General features: G+C 72.8%; 21 protein-coding genes. 11 read left to right on the forward strand and 10 right to left on the reverse strand.

Annotated features, from left to right (window positions below; translation table 11 throughout):
* Positions 1 to 243: 243 nt before the first annotated feature.
* Complete coding sequence (locus BLQ63_RS03090; protein ID WP_091028118.1) at positions 244 to 1,503, forward strand: sensor histidine kinase; 1,260 nt, start codon at positions 244 to 246, stop codon at positions 1,501 to 1,503.
* Between the two features lie 29 nt (positions 1,504 to 1,532).
* On the opposite strand, the gene BLQ63_RS03095 is transcribed toward BLQ63_RS03090, so the two are convergent.
* Entirely contained in the window at positions 1,533 to 2,366 is an 834-nt protein-coding gene (locus tag BLQ63_RS03095) for an MBL fold metallo-hydrolase (RefSeq protein ID WP_091028123.1), read from the reverse strand.
* Positions 2,356 to 3,303, reverse strand: a complete 948-nt coding sequence (locus BLQ63_RS03100; RefSeq protein WP_091028125.1) for an MBL fold metallo-hydrolase — start codon at positions 3,301 to 3,303, stop codon at positions 2,356 to 2,358. The genes BLQ63_RS03095 and BLQ63_RS03100 overlap by 11 nt, the downstream gene beginning before the upstream one ends.
* A 92-nt stretch (positions 3,304 to 3,395) precedes the next feature.
* Between BLQ63_RS03100 and BLQ63_RS29535 the strand changes: the two genes are divergently transcribed.
* Positions 3,396 to 3,695 (forward strand): LysR family transcriptional regulator, encoded by a 300-nt coding sequence (locus BLQ63_RS29535; protein WP_177154774.1) that lies wholly within the window; start codon positions 3,396 to 3,398, stop codon positions 3,693 to 3,695.
* Here the strand turns inward: BLQ63_RS29535 and BLQ63_RS03110 are convergent.
* The 4 genes from BLQ63_RS03110 to BLQ63_RS03125 all read right to left on the reverse strand — a co-directional run bounded on the left by BLQ63_RS03110 (position 3,689) and on the right by BLQ63_RS03125 (position 7,059).
* Positions 3,689 to 4,543, reverse strand: a complete 855-nt coding sequence (locus BLQ63_RS03110) for a serine hydrolase (RefSeq protein ID WP_091028132.1) — start codon at positions 4,541 to 4,543, stop codon at positions 3,689 to 3,691. The two genes, BLQ63_RS29535 and BLQ63_RS03110, sit on opposite strands and share 7 nt — an antisense overlap.
* A gap of 29 nt (positions 4,544 to 4,572) precedes the next feature.
* Positions 4,573 to 5,238: a hypothetical protein gene (locus BLQ63_RS03115; RefSeq protein WP_091028138.1), complete on the reverse strand. Its 666-nt coding sequence runs from the start codon at positions 5,236 to 5,238 to the stop codon at positions 4,573 to 4,575.
* Positions 5,239 to 5,344: 106 nt separating this feature from the next.
* Entirely contained in the window at positions 5,345 to 5,878 is a 534-nt protein-coding gene (locus tag BLQ63_RS03120; protein ID WP_091028145.1) for a DEAD/DEAH box helicase family protein, read from the reverse strand.
* An 83-nt stretch (positions 5,879 to 5,961) separates the two neighbouring features.
* A complete protein-coding gene (locus BLQ63_RS03125) occupies positions 5,962 to 7,059 on the reverse strand; it encodes a hypothetical protein (protein WP_091028147.1) in 1,098 nt (365 codons plus the stop codon).
* A 127-nt stretch (positions 7,060 to 7,186) separates the two neighbouring features.
* Here BLQ63_RS03125 and BLQ63_RS03130 point away from each other — a divergent pair, with 127 nt between their 5' ends.
* Genes BLQ63_RS03130 through BLQ63_RS03140 form a run of 3 tightly spaced genes read left to right on the forward strand, consistent with a single transcriptional unit; the run spans position 7,187 to position 9,358 of the window.
* Positions 7,187 to 8,341: a sensor histidine kinase gene (locus tag BLQ63_RS03130; protein WP_143014741.1), complete on the forward strand. Its 1,155-nt coding sequence runs from the start codon at positions 7,187 to 7,189 to the stop codon at positions 8,339 to 8,341.
* A complete protein-coding gene (locus BLQ63_RS03135; protein ID WP_091028154.1) occupies positions 8,338 to 8,997 on the forward strand; it encodes a response regulator transcription factor in 660 nt (219 codons plus the stop codon). The genes BLQ63_RS03130 and BLQ63_RS03135 overlap by 4 nt, the downstream gene beginning before the upstream one ends.
* A gap of 43 nt (positions 8,998 to 9,040) precedes the next feature.
* Positions 9,041 to 9,358, forward strand: a complete 318-nt coding sequence (locus tag BLQ63_RS03140; protein ID WP_218125028.1) for a hypothetical protein — start codon at positions 9,041 to 9,043, stop codon at positions 9,356 to 9,358.
* On the opposite strand, the gene BLQ63_RS03145 is transcribed toward BLQ63_RS03140, so the two are convergent.
* Complete coding sequence (locus BLQ63_RS03145) at positions 9,355 to 11,790, reverse strand: S8 family serine peptidase (RefSeq protein WP_091028158.1); 2,436 nt, start codon at positions 11,788 to 11,790, stop codon at positions 9,355 to 9,357. The genes BLQ63_RS03140 and BLQ63_RS03145 overlap by 4 nt on opposite strands.
* 257 nt (positions 11,791 to 12,047) lie before the next feature.
* Between BLQ63_RS03145 and BLQ63_RS03150 the strand changes: the two genes are divergently transcribed.
* A complete protein-coding gene (locus tag BLQ63_RS03150; protein ID WP_143014742.1) occupies positions 12,048 to 12,683 on the forward strand; it encodes a hypothetical protein in 636 nt (211 codons plus the stop codon).
* Between the two features lie 50 nt (positions 12,684 to 12,733).
* Here BLQ63_RS03150 and BLQ63_RS03155 read toward each other — a convergent pair whose 3' ends face one another.
* Complete coding sequence (locus tag BLQ63_RS03155; protein WP_091028165.1) at positions 12,734 to 13,939, reverse strand: MFS transporter; 1,206 nt, start codon at positions 13,937 to 13,939, stop codon at positions 12,734 to 12,736.
* Positions 13,940 to 14,004: 65 nt separating this feature from the next.
* Here BLQ63_RS03155 and BLQ63_RS03160 point away from each other — a divergent pair, with 65 nt between their 5' ends.
* On the forward strand, positions 14,005 to 14,382 hold the full coding sequence (locus BLQ63_RS03160; RefSeq protein WP_091028170.1) for a MerR family transcriptional regulator: 378 nt from the start codon (positions 14,005 to 14,007) through the stop codon (positions 14,380 to 14,382).
* Positions 14,383 to 14,403: 21 nt separating this feature from the next.
* Here BLQ63_RS03160 and BLQ63_RS03165 read toward each other — a convergent pair whose 3' ends face one another.
* The gene (locus tag BLQ63_RS03165) at positions 14,404 to 15,261 is read right to left on the reverse strand and encodes an NAD(P)H-binding protein (RefSeq protein WP_091028174.1); all 858 of its coding nucleotides are present in this window, start codon (positions 15,259 to 15,261) and stop codon (positions 14,404 to 14,406) included.
* A gap of 201 nt (positions 15,262 to 15,462) precedes the next feature.
* On the opposite strand from BLQ63_RS03165, the gene BLQ63_RS03170 reads away from it, so the two are divergent.
* Positions 15,463 to 15,897 (forward strand): hypothetical protein, encoded by a 435-nt coding sequence (locus BLQ63_RS03170; RefSeq protein WP_143014743.1) that lies wholly within the window; start codon positions 15,463 to 15,465, stop codon positions 15,895 to 15,897.
* Position 15,898: 1 nt separating this feature from the next.
* On the opposite strand, the gene BLQ63_RS03175 is transcribed toward BLQ63_RS03170, so the two are convergent.
* Positions 15,899 to 16,858 carry a helix-turn-helix transcriptional regulator gene (locus BLQ63_RS03175; protein WP_091028179.1) on the reverse strand — a complete coding sequence of 320 codons (960 nt, stop codon included), beginning with the start codon at positions 16,856 to 16,858 and terminating at the stop codon, positions 15,899 to 15,901.
* Positions 16,859 to 16,943: 85 nt separating this feature from the next.
* Here BLQ63_RS03175 and BLQ63_RS03180 point away from each other — a divergent pair, with 85 nt between their 5' ends.
* The 3 genes from BLQ63_RS03180 (at position 16,944) to BLQ63_RS03190 (ending at position 18,915) form a co-directional block, all read left to right on the forward strand.
* The gene (locus tag BLQ63_RS03180; protein WP_091028182.1) at positions 16,944 to 17,348 is read left to right on the forward strand and encodes a VOC family protein; all 405 of its coding nucleotides are present in this window, start codon (positions 16,944 to 16,946) and stop codon (positions 17,346 to 17,348) included.
* Positions 17,345 to 17,689 carry a YdeI/OmpD-associated family protein gene (locus BLQ63_RS03185; protein ID WP_091028185.1) on the forward strand — a complete coding sequence of 115 codons (345 nt, stop codon included), beginning with the start codon at positions 17,345 to 17,347 and terminating at the stop codon, positions 17,687 to 17,689. The genes BLQ63_RS03180 and BLQ63_RS03185 overlap by 4 nt, the downstream gene beginning before the upstream one ends.
* Before the next feature lie 65 nt (positions 17,690 to 17,754).
* The gene (locus BLQ63_RS03190; RefSeq protein WP_091028189.1) at positions 17,755 to 18,915 is read left to right on the forward strand and encodes a pyridoxal phosphate-dependent aminotransferase; all 1,161 of its coding nucleotides are present in this window, start codon (positions 17,755 to 17,757) and stop codon (positions 18,913 to 18,915) included.
* Positions 18,916 to 19,027: the final 112 nt, after the last annotated feature.

A 19,027-nucleotide genomic window follows, 5' to 3' on the forward strand; every position in this document is an offset into this window, starting at 1 on the left:
GGGATCTTGCTAGAATCCCGCGCGAGAATGGAGCGGCGCGGTGAATGCATTCGGATCAAATCCGGCATAGCTCGACCGGTACGATGCCGATGCATTCGCCGAATGCCGGGCCCGCACCGACGAATGCACCGAATAGGACTGTTACCGCGAGTCGCGCAATGGCGACGAATCGCGGGGCGCCCCGCGTGCGGGCCGGCGAGATCCGGGACCCTCCGCCGGCCCGCGGAATGATTGAATCTCCTGGTGTCCCCCACCCGCGAATCGAGCACCGCCGAGGCCCCCGTGCGGGACCTGCGCCGGCTGCGCCGCTACACGTTCGTCTCCGTGATCGGCTCCGGCCCGGTGACGCTGTTCCTCGCCGCCACGTTCCTGGCCGCGTCGGACATCCCGGCCGACGCCCTGCCGCTCGCGGCGGGCGCGGTCACCGTGTCCGTCGTCCTGTGCACGGCCGCGCTGGCGCTCCACTGGCACGGCCAGAGCCGGTGGCGCCGCCGGATCCTGTGGGGCATCGCGGTGCTCATGCTGGTCCTGGGCGTCGCCGCCGAGGCGCGCTCGACCCCCATCGGCGACGCCTGGGCCGCCCCGGCCGGACTCCTCGTGGCCGAGGCCGCCCTCTGGGCCAGGCCCGGCAGGCGGGCCCGCGCGCTGATCGTCGGGATGCTCGCCGTCACGGCCGCGGCGAGCGGGCTGGCGGCGGCCGGGCTCATGGCCCGGGAGTCGGTGATCATGACGGTGCTCCTGGTCCCGTCCATCGGGGGCGGGATCGTCTGCCAGCTGTGGCACTACCAGGTGGCGCGCGAGCTGGAGAAGGCCCGCGGGATCGCGGGCGAGCTCGCGGTGGCGCAGGAGCGGCTGCGCTTCGCCGCGGAGCTGCACGACGTCCAGGGCGGCAACCTCACCGTGATCACCCTGAAGGCGCAGGTGGCCCGCCGCCTCATGGAGGCCGACGCCGAACGCGCCGCCGCCGAGGTCCAGGCGATCGAGGACCTGGCCCGGGACACGCTCAAGGACATGCGGGCCGTGGTGGGCGGCTACCGGAAGGTGGCCCTGTCCGACGAGATCGACGCCGCCGCGAGGACCCTCAAGTCGGCCGGGGTCGAGGCCACGGTCCCCGACGCGGTCCCGACCCTGGACAAGGACACCGAGAAGCTGCTGGGCCTCCTGGTCCGGGAGGCGACCACGAACCTGATCCGCCACGCCGAGCCCACGTCCGCCCGGGTGTCCATCGTGGAGGTCGACGCCGAGATCACCGTGACGGTGACCAACGACGGCGCCCCGAAGCCGGAGCGCGCGGCGGGCAACGGCCTCTCGATGCTCGCCGGGCGCTTCGGCGAGGCCGGTGGCAATGTCGAGCACCTGCACGAGGACGACCGCTTCGTCGTCAAGGGCACGCTCCCCAAGCCGACCGCGGCGGCGCCCGCCCCGCGGCGCCGCGCCCCGCTCCAGCCGCGCCGCAGGGCCGAGCGCCCGGCTCAGTTCCGGGTGCGGCGGCCCGCGCCCTGACGCGGGCCGCTCGCGCGGCACCGGGCCGTTCAGGCCTCGATGGTGAAGGACTCCAAGTGGTCCAGGAGCACGTACTGCGTGTCCGGGCTGACCTCGGCGACCCGCTCCCCCAGCGCCGCCGCGCCGAACAGGTCGATCGCCGGGTCGGTGAGCGGCTCCTCGTAGTCGTCCCAGTGCGTCGGGATCACGTACGGCGGGAAGCCCGTCGCGGCCAGCATCCGCTCCTCGTAGTCCGGGTAGTTCGGGTTGGCCCCCTGCATGAACAGCACGGTCGGGCGGATCCCGGCGACCTCGCGCTCGTGGAACGCGGGCGTCCCGTTGAAGAACAGCGAGACCGATCCGAAGGTCACGAGGTAGGCGAGGCTGCCGCCCTCCACGAGGTCCTTGATCGCCTCGGGCCGCTCCGGCGCCTCGCCGGGGCGCGTGCCCGGGAAGAGCAGGCTCTTGTGCTTCCCCGAGACGCCGTGGGAGGCGCGGAAGACCTCCACGGTGTAGCCCTCGAACCGGTAGAGCTCGCCGCCGCCGACCTGCGAGAGCTGCGCTTCCGGAGCGTCCATGGCGCGCAGCAGGTTCAGGTGCGTCTCGGTGCCGAGCACCGTCGCCCCGGTCTTCTCGGCGACGTACGGCACGTCGGCGATGTGGTCGAAGTGGGCGTGCGTGATGAGGATCGAGTCGGCGGCGCCGATGTGCTCGTCGACCGCCGTCTCGTCGATGGTGATCGGCGTGTCCGGATCGAACTCGCCGGGCTTGGTCGCGCCGGTGTAGGTGCGGGAGACGTACGGGTCGACCAGGACGGTGGCCCCGCCGCCGGTGATCTCCCAGGCGTTGGTGCCCAGCCAGCGGACGGTCACGTCAGAAGTCATGGTGCTCCAGGTGGTCGATGAGCAGGAATTCGGAGTCGGGGCTGGCGGCGGCCACGCGGTCGCGCAGGGGCTTCCAGTCGGCGCCGATCTCGGCGCCCTCGGTCAGCGGCCGGTCGAAGTCGTCCCAGTGGGTCGCGACCACGTACGGCGGGTATCCGGTGGCGGCGAGCAGCCGCTCCACGTAGTCGGGCGTGTAGCCGCCGCCGGGCTGGATGAAGAGCACCGTGGGGCGGATCCCGTCGATCTCGCGCTCGTGGAAGCTCGCCGACCCGGCGTTGAAGAACGAGACGGTGCCGAAGTCGATCAGGTACGTGAGGCTGCCGCCCTCCACGAGGTCCTTGATCTTCTTGGGGCGCTTGGGGACCTTGCCGGGGCGGGTGCCGCCGAAGGTGATCTGCTTGTGCTCGCCGCCGGCGGAGTGCGAGGCGCGGAAGACCTCGACGGTGTAGCCGCCCTCGAACCGGTAGAGCTCGCCGCCGCCGACCTGCGAGAGCTGCTCCTCGGGAGCATCCATGGCGCGCAGCAGGTTCAGGTGCGTCTCGGTGCCGAGCACCGTCGCCCCGGTCTTCTCGGCGAGGTAGGGGACGTCGGCGATGTGGTCCCAGTGCCCGTGCGTGACGAGGATGGTGTCGGCCTTCGGCAGGTGCTCGTCGATGACGTCCTGGTGGACCTCGATCTCGGTCTCGGGGTCGGCCCCCTCCGGGGTGTAGGCCCCGGTCGGGAAGCGGCTGACCCACGGGTCGATGAGCACGGTCGCGGTCTCGGTGGTGAACTCCCAGGAGTTCGTGCCGAGCCAGCGCAGGCGCACCGCCGTGTCGGCCTGCTGCGCGACGGCGATGCCGCTGCCGGCGGCGGTGGCCGCGACGGCGGCGACGCCGGTGCCCTTGAGGAGGCCCCGGCGGCGCACGGCGGGTGTCGGGTCTGGCGTTCTGGTCATGCCCGACAGTCAAGCCGGAACGGTCGATTCCGTCCAATATCAACACGGCTATGAGGTGATGCGGGCGTTGATATCGTTGCCGCGTGGACATCATGCGGCACTTGGAGTGTTTCCTGGCGGTAGGTGAAGAACGTCACTTCGGCCGGGCCGCCGAGCGCCTCGGCATGGAGCAGCCGCCGCTGAGTCAGCGGATCCGGCGCCTGGAGAAGGATCTCGGCGCGGAGCTGTTCGACCGCGGCGGGGGCCAGGTGACGTTGACGGCGGCCGGGCACGTGCTCATGCGGGAGGCGCCCGAGCTGCTGAAGCGGCATCAGCGGCTGCGCAGCCTGGTGCTCCGGGCGGCCGAGTCGGACCCGGCGAACCCGCCGCGGCCGTGGAGTTCGCTCTACTGACCGAACGCGTCGGTGAGGGCCAGCGCGGCCCGGCTCATGGCGAGTTCGACTTCGCGGGTGTTGTCGCGGGTGACCTGCGCGAAGACCGCGATGGCGTGGCGGCGCCCGTCGGGCCACTCCCAGACGGCTATCTCGTTGCGCCAGCCGGGCAGCGACCCGGACCGGCCGAACACGGCGACGCCGCTGGGGGCGAGGCGCGAGAGCCTGCCGCCGGTGAGCTGGCGGCCCATCCAGGTCCTGACGTCGGCGGCGATCGGCGCAGGGCCGTTCCAGACGTGGCGCAGGAACGCGGTGAGGTCCGCGGGCGTGGAGGCGTTGGTGCGGGCGGGGTCCCAGGCGCTGGTGCGGCGCAGCTCTTCGGTGGAGACGGAGCCGCTCGCGAGGACGTGGGCGAGGGCTTCGAGGTCGGAGACGTCGAGGTCGCGGGCGACCTCTTCGAGGATGGCCCGGGGGGATCCGATGAGGCGGGTGCCCTTGAGGCCGACGCGGGCGGCGAGCCCGCGGAGCGAGCCGATGCCGATGTGCCGGGCGACGAGGTCGGCGGCGGTGTTGTCGGAGACCTCCATCATGAGGGAGGCGAGGTCCCAGACGCTGATGTGGGAGTCGTGGCGGAATCCCGCGGTGCCGGTGCCGCCGAGCCGGTCGGCGGCGGTGACACGCACGAGGGCGGCGGGGTCGACCAGGCCTTCTTCGACTTGGCGGCGGAACTCCCAGGCGATGAAGAGTTTGACGACGGACACGAGGATCACCGGTTCGTGCTCGCGGACGCCGAGGCCGCGGCCGTCGCCGAGGTCCCGCAGGTGCGCGGAGGCGCGGGCCCCGAGCGGCTCGAAGAACTCGTCGATCACGGTCTGCCCGCCTCACCGGTCGTGGTCTGTCAGGATCTGGTCGGCTCCCGGTGGTCGCGCAGCCGGGCGATGATCTTCAGGCACAGCAGCAGCGCGACGAGGGCGGCCGCGGCGCCGATGGCCCAGGGGACCCAGGCCGGCGTGGTCTTCGCGCTGACGGTGGTGAACCCGCCGCCGCCGTCGACGCCCGCGATGTCCTCGGCCGTGACGATCCAGTCCTCGGCCTCGAAGAGGTCGTTGCCGGATCGGAAGTCGTCCAGGCCGCCATCGTAGCCCCGGCCGTCCGGGTCGATCAGGAGCGTGTCGCCGTCGGACCGCTGGACGATGTACAGGTCGACCACTTCGAGGTCGCCGTCGGCGTACTGGACGAGGATCGGCCGGCCGAAGAGTTCGCCGTCGTCGCCCGCGAAATCGCGCGCGGTCTCGGTCTGGGCGGCGTCGAGTTCGCAGGAGGTGACGCCGTCCTCTTCGCAGGAGTAGACGGAGAGCAGGCCGCCGATGACGGCGTCGGGGCCGCCCATCGCGGCGAACTGGGCCCGCCGGTCCTCGCAGCAGGACTCGGTGGGGAACGGGTCGTTCGCGACTTCGTTCGAGTCGAAGTACTCGACGATCACGTCGGGCGGTTCGGCCTCGGCACCGCCGCAGCCGGCGAGGGCGGACAGGCAGGCGACGGCCGCGAGCAGGCGGGTGCGCATGGGCGGGCTCCTTCGGCACCGGGCAGCCGGGGGCTGGGGCCCGACGGTCGGGCTTCGGTCGAGGATCGCACCGGTCGTCCGGGACCGGTCCCGCGGAGCCCGTCGGTCACCGCGCGGTCCAGCCGGTCAGGGCGATGACCGCTTCGGCGGTCTCGGCGACGGTGCGGCCGTCGGTGGCGACGCGGTGAACCCAGTCGGGGGCGTGGGCGTCGAGGTAGCGGGCTTGGCCCGCGCTGCGCTCGAGGTGGGGTTCCAGGTAGCTGCCGACCTCGCGGGTGCGCAGGCGTTCCTCGGCGGCGGCGTCGCCGGCGGTCAGGAGGACGCCGACGGGGGTGACGGTGCCGCCCATGGCCTTCGTGATCATGTCGGGTTCGAGGACGGCGACGGTGTTGCAGTAGACGAGGCGCGTCTGGCCGAGTTCGCGGTAGTTGCCCCAGACCGCCGCCAGGTTCCTGGCCGTGATCCGCGTCCGCGCCGGATCGTCCTCGGGTGCGGGGTGCACCTGGTCGAGGAAGTCGCCTTCGAGGAAGGAGTGGGCGACGCCGAGATCGCGGAGGCGGCTCGACACCTCCCAGGACACTGTGGACTTGCCGACTCCGGATCTGCCGCCGATCAAGAGCACTTCGCACTCGTCGTTCAATGGGCTCCTCTGTCCAGGGGCCCACCACCGTACCGGCCTCGACCTGGTTCGGCCACTGCATAAGTGGTGGGTCCCTGGAAGGTCTAGCGTGCGAGTGCCGAGGGCTTCGACCCGGTGCGGGCCTCGGGTCGGCCCCGGCCGCAGGCGTCGCACTCGCCCCGGCGGCGCCGCTGGTAGGCGATGGCGGCGACGAACAGCGCCGCGCCCCAGACGACCCAGAACACCTCGGGCAGGGTCAAGGGCCAGGTGCCGGCGGTGACGCCGTCGATGGCCACGACGCGCACGTACATCCACGCCGCCGACATGACCAGCACCGACACCAGGACCGCCGGGACCACGGCGAGCATCGGCGGCACCCGCTTCCCGCGCAGGCCGATCATCCAGCGCGGGAACACCTCGCCCCAGCGCTGGATCAGCCCGAGGGTGAGCACGGCCCCGAGCCCGCCGAGAGTCGCCAGCGCCGCACCCGCGATCCACAGGCCGCTCTCCTGGCCTTCGCGGTAGAACTCGGGGTCGATGCCGAGGCTGAGGCCCAGTGCCCAGGCCCAGCGGGTCGCGCAGTAGATCAGCGGTGCCGCGAAGGCGGTCCAGGTGGCGGCCTTGCCTGCGCGGTCGATCCAGGACGGGCGGTCGTCGGCGCGCCCGCAGCGCTCGCAGCCGCCGCTCGTCCTGCGCCGGTAGGCGACTGCCGTGAGCGCCCAGGCGATGCCCGCGAGCAGGCACAGCAGCAGGTTCAGTCGCGGCATGCGGTACAGGTCGCCCCAGGCGAAGGTGTCGGCCCAGCCGGTGAAGGGCTTCATGATGAGCATGACCGGCGTGTAGGCGACGACGATGAGGGTCCGGTAATCCTGGATCGCCACGGTGAGCCCGATCGCCGTCGTCCAGGCGAAGGCCGGCAGGAGCCACCGGAACGGGCCCTTCGCGTAGCCGCGGGCCATGAGGACGGCGACCGCGGTCCCGGCGAGGCCGAGGGCGGCGATGACCGGCCCGGCGGTCTCGGGAGTCGCCTCGCCGAGGAGGTTGAACTTGAGGGCCGTCTCGCGTTCGGCCATGAGTTCGGCGTCGCCGATGCCGAAGGGGAAGCCGCCGCCGCCGAAGGTCCAGTAGAGGCCGAGGAGGCCGTATGCAAGGGTCCAGACGGCCGTGGCATAGCCGATCCATTGGTGCCATGTGATTCTCATGGTTCAAGTCTGGAATCGGGGCGGCCGGGCGGCGATATGCCGAACGGCGAGCTTTGCGGTGTGAGAGGGCATCGATTAGCCCGAACGGCATATCACGTCCGCGGCGCGGCGCTCTTATGCTCGGTGTGTGATCGGATTGCGGCTCGTGGCGGCTGCGGGGACGCTCGCGCTCCTCGTCGGGGCGGTGCGGCTGCCCGCCGATCCGGCCGTGCTCATGATCGGCCCGCTCGTCGCGGGCCTGGCGGTCGCCGTCGTGCTCGCGACCGGGCCGGCGCGGCCGGGGCCTCTGGCGCCGGCGGCGACGATCGGCGCCGGCGCGGCCTCGATCGCGTTGACGGCGTGGCTGCGGACCATCGCCGACCCGGGAACGGAGCCGGACGCGGCGACCGGCCTGTGGATTCTCCTGGAGCCCGCGCTGCTCCTGGTCCTGGTGTACGCGGCGGTGCGGTGGTCGCCTCCTCGGGCCGCGATCGCGTCCGCGGCGGCGGCGGGCACGGCGACGGCGCTGATCGTGCAGCGCATGCTCACCGGCGAGCCGTTCCTGTCGCTGCTGGCCGCGAGCGCCCTGTGGCTGGTCCCGGCGCTGGTCGCCGGGGCGGCGGCCTGGTATCTGCGCTGGTCGGCGGCCGAGCGCGAGCGCACCGTGGAGCGGGCGCGCCAGGACCAGCGGCTCAGTCTCGCCGGGGAGCTCCACGACTTCGTGGCCCATGACGTGAGCGAGATCGTGGCGCGCGCCCAGGCGGGGAGGATGGTCCTCGCCGGGGACGACCCGAAGCTGGCGACGCTGCTGGAGCAGATCGAGACGGCCGGCGTCCGCGCCTTGGAGTCGATGGACCGCACGGTGCACGCGCTCCAGCAGGACACCGCGCGCCATCCCGTCGGTGGACTGGACGACATCGATGCGCTCGCGCGCCGGTTCGCCGCCTCCGGTGACGTCGCGGTCGTGGTCGACCGGCGGCTGCCGGGCGGGGCGGGCAGGGAGAACGGCGCCGTCGCGTACCGGGCCGTGGTGGAGGCGCTCACCAATGTGCGCCGCCATGCTCCCACTGCCGCAAAGGTCTCCATCGTGCTGGCCGAGGAAGACGGCTGGCTGCGGGTGACCGTGGCCGACGACGGGCGCGGTGCGCCGCGGTCGAAGTCGCGGGCCTCGGCGGGCCTGGGCCTGCCGGGCATCACCGAGCGCGCGGAGCGCCTCGGCGGCATCGTCGAGGCCGGACCGCGCGAGCCGCGCGGCTGGCAGGTGGCGGTCAGACTGCCCCTCGGGCAAGGAGCGAGCACATGATCCGGATTCTCATCGCCGACGACCAGGAGGGCATCCGTGACGCCTTCCGCATGGTCCTCGACGCCCAGCCCGACATGGCGGTGGTCGCCGAGGCGGCCGACGGGCGCAGTGCCCTGGACCAGGCGCGGCACCTGCGGCCCGACGTGGTCCTCGCCGACATCCGCATGCCCGTCCTCGACGGCCTCGAGCTGACCCGGGCGCTCGCCGGACCCGAAGCGGCCCAGCCGATGCGGGTCATCGTGGTGACCACGTTCGACCTCGACGAGTACGTCTTCACCGCGCTGCGCGACGGCGCCTGCGGCTACCTGCTCAAGCGCTCGGGTCCGACGCTGCTCATCGAGGCGATCCGGGCCGCCATGTCCGGCGACACCCTCATCAGCCCGCAGATCACGGTGAAGCTGCTGCGCCGGATGATGCCGGCCGAACCGGCCGCGAACGCGGCCGCCGCGTTGTCCGAAAGGGAGCGTGAGGTCGCGCGGCTGGTCGCGCACGGGCTCACCAACGCCGAGATCGGCGCCGAGCTGTTCATCAGCGCCGGAACGGTGAAGAACCACCTCGCGAACATCCGCGGCAAGATCGGCGTGCCCAACCGGGTCGGCGTCGCCTCCTGGGCCTGGTCGACCGGGCAAATGCCTGCGAATCCGGCGCACGGGTGAGGCGCCCGGCCCCGCACGGTGCGGCCGCCTTAGGCTCGCCTTCATGGAGGACGCGTACCCGCTCGTGCGGGAGGTCTATCCGGACCTCGTCGACGAGCTGGTCCGGCTGCTGGAGTCCGCGGGCGAGCAGTGGCTGTCGATCGCCGTGCGGGACATCCGGCTCGTCGCCGCGTGCGGCTGCGGCGACGACTACTGCCAGAGCATCCGCACGAGCGAGCACCCCGAGGGGGCCCCGTACGGGCCCGGGCACCGCAACGTCGTGCTCGACCCCGAGCGGGGCATGCTCATCCTCGACGTGGTCGACGAGCGGATCGTGTACGTCGAGATCCTGGACCGCCCGCCGATGCGCCGCCTCGCCTAGTCGGCGGGGGTCATCGCGGCGATCGCCCCGTCCTCCACTCCTTCGGCCATCGCGTTGGACGCGGCCAGCGCGAAGTCCTGGCGCAGGTCCCCGGTGGGGGCCGCGCCCGGGGAGTGCTGCGTGACCGACACGCCGCGCACCCGGACGGTGTAGACGCCGTCCTCAGGAGAGGCGACGGTGATCTGCTGGACGTTGTTCGTGGATCGGGTGGCCGGGTTGGCGTCCCAGTTCACGACCTCGCCCGAGGGCGTCTCCAGTTGCAGGTACAGCTCGTTGACGAGGCCGCCGAGGCCTTCGAGCGAGGGCGCGTCCGTCCACACGAGCGTGATCTTGAGCGGCAGGTCCGGGTCGGCGGCCTCGATGCGGTAGCGGCGGATCTCGCCGGTCGCGACCGCTTCGGTCGGCGCGTCGGCGAAGCGGGTGCGGTGCACCGGGGCCGCGCCGACGGTGCGGGCGACGTCGATGCGGCCGAAGCCGCTGACCGGGTTGGGGCCTTCGGGGACCTCACCGGGGTACTGGCCGGGGATGGCGACGGCGCCGTTCACCAAGAGCGCCTTGAGGAGCGCACTGGAGGGGCGGCGGCCGTCCTCGACGTGTCCGAGGGCGGCGAGGTGCTGGCGGACCAGGGCCGCGGCGCCGGCGACGAGCGGCGTCGCCATGCTGGTGCCGCCGCTCCAGCAGTAGCGGTCGCGCAGCGGGTGGCCCTCGGGCAGGCGCCCCCACAGGGGCTCGCCGTCGCCGTCGTACACCGAGGAGAGCATGGACAGGACGTTGGTGCCGGGCGCGACCACGTCGGGTTTGATCCGCAGGTCGTCGGTGGGCCCGCGGGAGGAGAACGCGGCCATGCCGTCGGGTTCGTCCGAGACGTGGCCGGCGGCGCCGAGCTTGGGGTAGGAGTTCCAGTCGCTCCAATCGCGGTCCATTCCGGGGGCGGGGTCGGAGCCGCTGGGGCGGTCGTTCTCGGTCGCGCCCACGGTGAGGCAGTTCTTGGCGGTCCCGGGCGAGCCCATGGAGTCGGCGTCGATCCGGCCGTCGGCGTCGGTGTCCTCGCCGTCGTTGCCGGCGGCGAAGAGCACGAGCATGTCGGGGTGGTTCCACGTGAACTCGTCGACGGAGCGGGCGTTCTGGCCGTACTCCCCCGCCAGCGAGGCGCCCCAGGAGTTGGTGTGGACGCGGGCGCCCGCCGCGTAGGCCTCGGCGAACAGCGCCCCGATGTCGCCGGGGATGCCGTACAGGCCCGATTCGGGCGGCGGCCAGGGGGCCGTGAAGGGCTGGAGGCCCGCGGCGGCGAGTTCGGCGCGGGACTTCCAGCGGATGCGCTGGCTGATCGCCTGGAAGAAGACCTGGGCTTCGGGGGCGATGCCGGTGGGGACGGGCCCGGCCTCGGCGTCGCGCGCGGCGTCGCCGGAGCCGAGCACCGAACCGGCGACGTGGGTGCCGTGGCCGGATTCGATGTCGGCGGGGCCGTCGTCGTGGCCGGGCGGGTCGTTCGTGAACGGCGCCAGGACTTTGCGCGTGGGCCAGGAGGTGAGTCCGGCGATGCGGCCGCGCACGTCGGGGTGGATGGTCTCGGGGTCGCCGTTGTCGAGGCCGGAGTCGGCGATCGCGACGATCTGGCCCGCGCCGGCGAGCGTGAGCCCGGCGAACACGTGGTCGACGGGGACGCCCATGACGGTGGCGGCGCGGTCGTTGCTGCTCTGCGAGAAGGCGTACGGCCCGATCGACTGGATGCCCTCGACGTCGGCGAGTGCGGCGATGACGGCGCGCGGGACGCTCGCGACGAGCGACTTGGGCAGGACCGTCAGGACGGTGCCGCCCGCGGCGCGGAGGCGCTCGGCCAGCGCGGCGGTGTCCTCGCCGGGGAAGACGGCGACCTCGATCATCTGGAGGCCGTCGTCCTCGAAGTCGGCGGCGTCGACGGCGGCGAGCTGGTCGGCGCCCTGCTCGCGGCGGCGCGCGGGCTGGAGTTTCGGGGAGACCTTCATGGCGGGGCGGTAGGGGGTGACCTCCTCGACGCGCGAGAGGGCGCGGACGGCGCCGACCCGTTCGGGGAGGACGCCGACGAGGAGCGTGAAGCCCGAGAGGCTGCCGTGGATCTCGGCGCCGGCGTCGGTGAGTTCGGAGAGCCATGCGGCCGTGGGCGGTCCGATGAGTTTGACGAGGTAGTAGGCGGTGCGGCCGGGTTCGGGTTCGAGGGTGACGGCTTCCTGGGCGTCGAGGGCCGCGGCGAACGCGAAGGTCGCTCCGGCGGTCTGGACGGGCTGCTCGGGCAGCGGGGCGGTCTCGACGCCGCGCCCGGCGAGGTCGAGCGCCTGGCGCCCGGTGCCGGAGACGAGGAGTGAGTCGGGGTACTCGGCGAGGATCTCCATGCCGGAGTCGCGGACCGCGTCGCGGTCGTCGGAGCGCCGCAGCGTGACGAGGAGTTTGGACATGGCTGCCTTCTCTTCCGGAGGGGCGGCCGTCGTCTCGCGAGGGCGCTGGGAGGCGGCCGTGTCCTCAGGATAAGCGCGAACCGGCCCCGCGTCGGTACAACGCGTCAGCGGTTGACGACGCGCCGGTGACCGTTTGTGGGGTTCGGAGAAAGATTCGGTGCGAATCGGGCGTTCGGCCGCGCATTGTCGTGGAGGGGCGACAACGATGGCACGAAGCCCGTAGTCGGGCGATGGCGGCGGGTGCGCAGACTGTGGACATGGAACTTTTCGAGATATGGGCGCTGCCCCGGGTCGCCGTGTTCGCCGTGGCCGTCGCCGCCGTCGTGTTCGCCCTCAGGACCGAGCGCCCGACCGCCGGCCAGATCGCGTGGTACGTCGCGTTCCTCAGCTGGGGCGCCACGCTGTGCATGGGCGGCGGAGGCGAGGGGACCGCAGCGGCGGTGGTCGGCTTCGCGGTCATGGCGCTGCCGGCGGTCGCCCTCGTCCTGGCGTCGTGGCTCCTGCCGCGCGGCAGGAGCGACACGGTCACCGCCGAGACCGGGCTCCTCGTGTGCATCGCGGCCTCCATGTGGGCCGCGGGGTTCTCCTACAGCTACGACAACTCGGGGGAGACGGCGCCGGTCGAGCTCCTGGTCTGGTTCCTGTTCCTGGCCGCCGCGTTCGTCGCGGCCGCGATCCCGCTGCCGTCCAGGCGGATCGCCTACGGCGCGGCGGCGCTCACCTGCGTGGTGCTGGGGGTCTTCCGCGAGTGGCTGCTGTGGTCGGAGACCGGGCAGCACCCCGACATCCCGTTCAACGACGACTACCTGGTCGCGGCCGTGTACGTCGGCATCCCCCTGATCGGCGTGGCGTTGCAGCTGCTGTGGTGGGCGAGGCGGCGCCGGCGCGGATAGGCGGTTCTGGAGCCGTCCCGGTCCGCCGTTCAGGCGGCGGTCGCGGCGGGTCAGTCGGTGCGGTAGACGAGCGGGAAGGCGCGGCGGCGGGCCGCGACGACCAGGACGAGGACCGGGACGCCGAGGACGGCCACGGTCCAGGGCAGCGCGATCGGGCCGTGCCAGACCAGGAGGAGGCCGCCGAGGGCGCCGCCGGCCGCGGTGGCGGCGTTCCACAGGGTCACGACGGCGGCCTGGACCTCGTCGGCGGCCTTCGCGCCGGCCAGTCCGGCGGCGGTCTGGAGGAGGGTGGGGACGCCGCCGTGGCCCAGGCCCCACAGGGCGACCGCGGCGTAGACGAGGAGCGGGTCGTCGGTCAGGACGGCGAGTCCGGTGGCGGCCAGGGCGACCAGGGCCGCGGCGGCGATGGCGAGGTGGCGCAGCCGCCGGTCGATGCGGGCGCCGACGACCCAGATGCCGAGGATCGAGGCGACGCCGAAGACCAGCAGGACCGTGTCGATGTCGCCGCCCATGCCGAGGTGCTCGAGGTAGGTCGCGATATAGGTGTAGAGCACGTTGTAGGCGATCACGTAGAGGGCGATGACGGCCAGGATCGCGGGCACGCCGGGGAGGGCGATCGCGCGCAGGACCGGGGTGCGGTGCTCGGCGCGGCGGCCCGGGAAGTCGGGGACGACGGTGATGATCCAGGCCGTCGCGGCGAGGGCGAGCGCGGACATGACCGCGAAGGACGCCCTCCACCCGATGGCGCCGCCCATGAACGTCCCGGCGGGGACGCCGAGAGCGAGGGCGAGCGGGATGCCGGCCATGACGACGGCGATGGCCTTGCCCTGCAAGGCGGGCGGGGCCATGCGGCGGGCGTAGCCGACCATGATCGCCCAGGAGAGTCCGGCGGCCGTGCCGGCGACGAAGCGCGCGGCCATGGTCAGGGCGTAGTCGTCGGAGACGGCGGTGAGGGTGTTGGCGGCGAGGAAGCCGCCCATGGCGAGCAGGAGCACCGGTCTGCGGCCCCATCCGGCGGTGAGGGTCGCCAGCGGGATCACCGTCAGCGCGGTGCCGACGGCGTAGACGGTGACGGCCTGGCCCATGGCGGAGGCGCTGACGCCGAGGTCGGCGCGCATCCCGGGGAGGAGGCCGGCGGGGAGGGCCTCGGTGATGACGGTGATGAACACGGCCGTGGAGAGCGCCAGGAGGCCGGAGAGGGGCAGGCGGGCCGGGGCGGGCGCGTCCGCGGTGGTCGCGGTGGTCGTTCGACTCATGCGGTCTAGTGTTGAACCTTGACACTAATGTCAAGGTCCATGGCGAATGCGGTGAGGTGGCCCACATGAGGATCGGCGAGCTGGCGGAGCGCACCGGCGCGTCGCCGCGGCTGCTGCGCTACTACGAGCAGCACGGGCTCATCACCGCCGAGCGCTCGCCGAACGGCTACCGCCATTTCGGCGAGGACGACGTGGCGCGGGTCGGCCGGGTCCGGGACCTGCTGGAGGCGGGCATCCCGATCAAGATCATCAAGCTGATCCTGCCGTGCCTGTCGGGAGGCGAGGACATCCACTTCCCCGTGCCCGACCCCGGGCTGCTCGCGCAGCTCGAGGAGCAGCGCGACCGCATGACCCGCAAGGCCGAGTGCGTGCTGAAGAACCGCGACGCGATAGCCGCGTACCTCGACCGGGTGCGCGGTCCGGCCGAACCCGCGCGCGACTGAGCGCGGGCCCGGCCGGGTCCCTCACGCTCGGGACCAGGCGCCTTCGGCGGCGGCGCGGGCGGCCCAGTCGGCGAAGGCGACCGGCTCGCGGCCGAGGACCTGGGAGACGCCGTCGGCCACGTCCTCGATCTTGCCTTCGCGCATCACCTGGAACATGACGTTGAGGAACGCGATGAGATCGGCGGGCAGGCCCATGGCCCGCATCGCGGCGTCGTGGTCCTCGGGGCTCTCCGTGTGGAAGGCGACGGCATTGCCGGAGGCCTTCGCGATGACGTCCATGGCCTCGGCGAACGGCAGCGACTCGGGTCCGCTCAGTTCGTAGACCCTGCCGTGGTGGCCGTCCTCGGTCAGGACCGCGGCCGCGACCGCGGCGATGTCGTCCACGTCGATGAACGGCTCCACGACGCCTTCGACGGGCAGCGCCAGGTCTCCGGCCAGGAGCGCGTCCCGGTAGTCGCCCTCGCTGAAGTTCTGGTTGAAGTTGTTGGCCTGCAAGACGGTCCATTCGAGGCCCGAGGCCTGCACGGCGTTCTGCGCGGCGTGCATCCCGACGGCTTCGGGTCCGACGCCCGCCGCCTCGGTGACGACGTGGATGCGCCGGCCCGACTGGGAGACCAGGCGGCGCACGCCCGCCTCGGCGGCCGCGGCCGCGAAGGCGTCGGCGGGGAACGGCTCGTCCGGCGGGATCAGGTAGACCGCGGCGACGCCGTCGAGGGCCGCGGCCCAGGTCGAGTCGTCGTGCCAGTCGAAGGGGATCGGGGTGCGGCGCGAGACGGCGCGCACGTCGTGCCCGGCCGCTTGCAGCAGCGGGACGAGGCGGCGGCCGACCTTGCCGGTGGCGCCGGTGACGAGGATGGTGCCGGTGGTTTCGATGCTCATGTCCCCCAGTCAAGTCGATGAAGGACTCGAAACCCATCCCCGCGACGCCACGATGGATGCGCGATCGTCTACGACCGTTTGGAGGAAAGCGAGGAATATCCCGGGCATTCGCCCCGGAAGTCGTCCGGGTGTTGTGGAGACCCTACGAACCGGGCCCGATTCGCCCGGTTCGGCGGTTGACCGACCGGCGACACTGGCGCTATGGAGTTCCCTGGAATGGACCCGTCGGAGCGGACCGAGCGGCGCCGGCGTTTCGGAGGCCTCGTGGCGCTCGCGGCCGTTCTCTGGCTGTTCGCCGTGCCGGTCCTCTTCGGCCACGGGCTGGAGGCGGGACTGAGCTTCGCCGGGGACCTGCCGACCGCGGCCGACCAGGCGGCGGCGGACGGGTACATGCGCGCGGCCGCGATCGTCGCCGTCGCGGGCCCGCTCGCGATCGCCGCACTCGCCGCGCTGGGCCGGCACCGGAGGACGGCGGCGGTCTTCACGGTCGTCGCGCTGTTCCTCGTGTACATGCTGGCCGTGCAGAGCGGCGTCCGGGACCTGTTCCTCCCGGAGGGCGAGGCGCCCGTCGAGCAGGAGGGGCCCGGCTACTGCATCGAGCGCAGCGGCGGCGACAACCGCTGCCCCGGCGGCTGAGCTACGGCGGCGGTCCGGCCGCTTCGGCGTAGCGCTCGGCCAGGCGGCGCAGGAGGTCGCGCAGTTCCGGCGGGCTCTCGACGGTGAAGGGCACGTCGAGCGAGCTGACGTAGTTCACCAGGTCCGGCAGGGAGTCGCTGCCGGTGCGCAGCAGGCACTCCTCGTCGGACACCGGTTCGAGCAGGCCGCTGCCGGGCGGCAGCGCCTCGGCCGCGGCTTCGGCCGACATCCGCAGCCGGATGCGCGCCCGGTGCCTCCAGGCGTCCCGGCCGATCCCCCGCAGGACGTGGTCCACCGCGTCCTCGGGCGGGTCCTTCGGGGCGAACCCCGGGCCGTTGGGGGTCCGCGGCGCGATGCGGTCGGCGCGGAAGGTCCGCCAGTCGCCGCGGTCGACGTCCCAGGCGAGGAGGTACCAGCGCCGTCCGGTGTAGACCAGGCGGTGCGGCTCGGCCCGCCGCCGCGTCTCCTCCCCCGCCCGGTCGAGGTAGTCGAAGCGCAGCTGCTCGCGGCGGTGGATCGCCTCGGCGATAGCGGTGAGGGTCGCCGCGGGCACGGTCGGTCCCGACGCGGCGGCCGAGGCGGTCGCCGAGCGCAGCACGTCGATGCGGCGGCGCAGGCGCGAGGGCATGGTCTGCTCGAGCTTCACCAGCGCCCGCAGTGAGGTCTCCTCGATCCCGGCCACCGAGCCCGAGGCGGCCGCGCGCAGCCCCACGGCGACGGCGATCGCCTCCTCGTCGTCGAGCAGCAGGGGCGGCACGGCGTTCCCCGCTTCGAGGCGGTACCCGCCCGCGACCCCGGGCGTCGAACCGACCCGGTATCCGAGGCGGCGCAGGCGGTCGACGTCGCTGCGCACGGTCCGGGTCGTCACGTCCAGGCGTTCGGCCAGCGCCGCGCCCGTCCATTCGCGCTGCGCCTGCAAGAGGGCGAGGACGCGCAGCAGCCGCGCGGAGGTCTCCAACATTCCCGAATCATCGCACCTATTGCGGAAGCGAATCTTCCGCAATGGCCTCTACCTTGGGATCGACAACGAGCAACGAGGAGCCGTCATGATTCGCGGACTGTCGACCATCACCTACTTCGCCGAGGACCTGGAGGCCGCCAAGGCCTGGTACACCGAACTCCTGGGCCTGCCGCCGTACTTCGAGGTCGCGGACGGGTACATCGAGTTCCGCGTCGGCGACTACCTGCATGAGCTGGGGATCGTCAAGGGCAGCTGGGCGCCGCACGACATGGGCGCCGCGCCGGGCGGGGAGATCGCGAACTGGCACGTGGACGACCTCGACGCCGCGATCGAGCGGATGACCGCCCTGGGAGCCGAGGAGTACGAGCCCAAGACCGTGCGCGGGCCCGGGTTCGTGACCGCGTCCTTCGTGGACCCGTTCGGGAACGTCTTCGGCCTCATGTACAACCAGCACTACCTGGACGTGCTCGCCGCGCGGGAGGCGTCGTGACCGTGCTCGACTTCCCCGACGCCGCCGCATGGGAGGCCTGGCTCCGGGAGCATCACGGCGAGGGCGAGGCCTGGCTGCGGATCGGGAAGGAGTCGTCCCCGGCAGGGCGCCTGCGGATCGGCCCGGCGCTGGAGTCGGCGCTGTGCTTCGGGTGGATCGACGGGCACCGCAAGGCGCTCGACGGCGACTCGTTCCTCCAGCGGTACTCGCCGCGCCGGGCCCGCAGCCCGTGGTCGGCGCGCAACCGGGGCATCGCCGAAGCGCTCGTCGGGGCCGGGCGGATGCGCCCGCCCGGGCACGCGGCGATCGCGGCGGCGCGGGACGACGGGCGGTGGCCCTGAGGGGCCGGGCCCGGGCCGGGCGGGGGCTGCCGGGATGATGGCGGGGTTCGCGCGGAGGAGGAACCATGAACGGACCCGGCCAGGCCCGGCGGCCCCAGACCACGATCTTCACGCTGATGTCGGCGCTCGCGCAGGAGCACGGCGCGGTGAACCTGGGGCAGGGCTTCCCCGACGAGTCCGGGCCCGCGCACATCGTCGAGGCGGCCGCGGCCGCCATGCGCGAGGGCCGCAACCAGTACCCGCCGATGCCCGGCATTCCCGAACTGCGCCAGGCGATCAGCGAGCACCAGCGCCACTGGTACGGACTGGAGCCCGACCCGGGCGACGGCGTCGTGGTCACCGCCGGCGCCTCGGAGGCGATCGCGGCGTCGATGCTGGCCCTGGTCGAACCCGGCGACGAGGTGATCGCGTTCGAACCGTGCTACGACTCCTACAAGGCGTGCATCGAGATGGCCGGCGGCGTCCTGGTGCCGGTGCGCCTGGAGGCGCCCGGCTACCGGCCCGACCGCGAACGGCTCCGCGCGGCCGTGACCGCGCGAACCCGCGTGATCCTGGTGAACTCGCCGCACAACCCCACCGGCACCGTGTTCACGCGCGCCGAGCTGGAGGCCGTCGCGGCGCTCGCGGTCGGGAACGACCTGGTCGCGGTGACCGACGAGGTGTACGAGCACCTGGTGTTCGACGGCCGCGAGCACGTGCCGCTCGCGACGCTGCCGGGCATGTGGGACCGGACGGTCACCATCGGCTCGGGCGGGAAGACCTTCTCGCTCACGGGCTGGAAGATCGGCTGGGCCTCAGGGCCCGCGCACCTGGTCGACCGGGTCAAGGCCGTGAAGCAGTACCTGTCGTTCGCGTCGGGCACGCCGTTCCAGTACGGGATCGCCACCGCGCTCGCCTCCGGGGACGAGTACTACCGCGACCTGCTCGAGGGCTACCAGCGCCGCCGCGACCTGCTGGCCGACGGCCTGGCGGACCTGGGCTTCACCGTGCACCGCCCCGAGGGCACCTACTTCGTGACCACCGGCGTCGAGGCGTTCGGCTACGAGGACGGCATGGCGTTTTGCCTCGCGCTGCCCGAGAAGTGCGGCGTCGTCGCGGTCCCGAACCAGGTCTTCTACGCGGACGGGCAGGTGGCGCGCCCCGAAGTCCGGTTCACCTTCTGCAAGCCCGAAGCGGTCATCGAGGACGGGCTCGAACGGCTGCGCCGAGGGCTGGGACGCATGTGAGGGAACGGGCCCGCGGACGGTAGGGTGCTTCACATGCCCACCATGCAGCTTCCCCCGCCCGCCGTTTAAGGCGGGCATCTGATTCCATTGCCGCGCGCCGCTTTACGACGGC

This window comes from Glycomyces harbinensis (assembly GCF_900101745.1).
Taxonomy (GTDB): domain Bacteria; phylum Actinomycetota; class Actinomycetes; order Mycobacteriales; family Micromonosporaceae; genus Glycomyces; species Glycomyces harbinensis.

What these genes read in the sequence shown, in the direction of transcription:
- BLQ63_RS03095 (WP_091028123.1), bottom strand. Translation starts at nt 2,366, where the DNA reads ATGACTTCTGACGTGACCGTCCGCTGGCTGGGCACCAACGCCTGGGAG.
- BLQ63_RS03100 (WP_091028125.1), bottom strand. Translation starts at nt 3,303, where the DNA reads ATGACCAGAACGCCAGACCCGACACCCGCCGTGCGCCGCCGGGGCCTC.
- BLQ63_RS29535 (WP_177154774.1), top strand. Translation starts at nt 3,396, where the DNA reads ATGCGGCACTTGGAGTGTTTCCTGGCGGTAGGTGAAGAACGTCACTTC.
- BLQ63_RS03115 (WP_091028138.1), bottom strand. Translation starts at nt 5,238, where the DNA reads ATGCGCACCCGCCTGCTCGCGGCCGTCGCCTGCCTGTCCGCCCTCGCC.
- BLQ63_RS03125 (WP_091028147.1), bottom strand. Translation starts at nt 7,059, where the DNA reads ATGAGAATCACATGGCACCAATGGATCGGCTATGCCACGGCCGTCTGG.
- BLQ63_RS03135 (WP_091028154.1), top strand. Translation starts at nt 8,338, where the DNA reads ATGATCCGGATTCTCATCGCCGACGACCAGGAGGGCATCCGTGACGCC.
- BLQ63_RS03140 (WP_218125028.1), top strand. Translation starts at nt 9,041, where the DNA reads ATGGAGGACGCGTACCCGCTCGTGCGGGAGGTCTATCCGGACCTCGTC.
- BLQ63_RS03145 (WP_091028158.1), bottom strand. Translation starts at nt 11,790, where the DNA reads ATGTCCAAACTCCTCGTCACGCTGCGGCGCTCCGACGACCGCGACGCG.
- BLQ63_RS03150 (WP_143014742.1), top strand. Translation starts at nt 12,048, where the DNA reads ATGGAACTTTTCGAGATATGGGCGCTGCCCCGGGTCGCCGTGTTCGCC.
- BLQ63_RS03155 (WP_091028165.1), bottom strand. Translation starts at nt 13,939, where the DNA reads ATGAGTCGAACGACCACCGCGACCACCGCGGACGCGCCCGCCCCGGCC.
- BLQ63_RS03160 (WP_091028170.1), top strand. Translation starts at nt 14,005, where the DNA reads ATGAGGATCGGCGAGCTGGCGGAGCGCACCGGCGCGTCGCCGCGGCTG.
- BLQ63_RS03165 (WP_091028174.1), bottom strand. Translation starts at nt 15,261, where the DNA reads ATGAGCATCGAAACCACCGGCACCATCCTCGTCACCGGCGCCACCGGC.
- BLQ63_RS03170 (WP_143014743.1), top strand. Translation starts at nt 15,463, where the DNA reads ATGGAGTTCCCTGGAATGGACCCGTCGGAGCGGACCGAGCGGCGCCGG.
- BLQ63_RS03175 (WP_091028179.1), bottom strand. Translation starts at nt 16,858, where the DNA reads ATGTTGGAGACCTCCGCGCGGCTGCTGCGCGTCCTCGCCCTCTTGCAG.
- BLQ63_RS03180 (WP_091028182.1), top strand. Translation starts at nt 16,944, where the DNA reads ATGATTCGCGGACTGTCGACCATCACCTACTTCGCCGAGGACCTGGAG.
- BLQ63_RS03190 (WP_091028189.1), top strand. Translation starts at nt 17,755, where the DNA reads ATGAACGGACCCGGCCAGGCCCGGCGGCCCCAGACCACGATCTTCACG.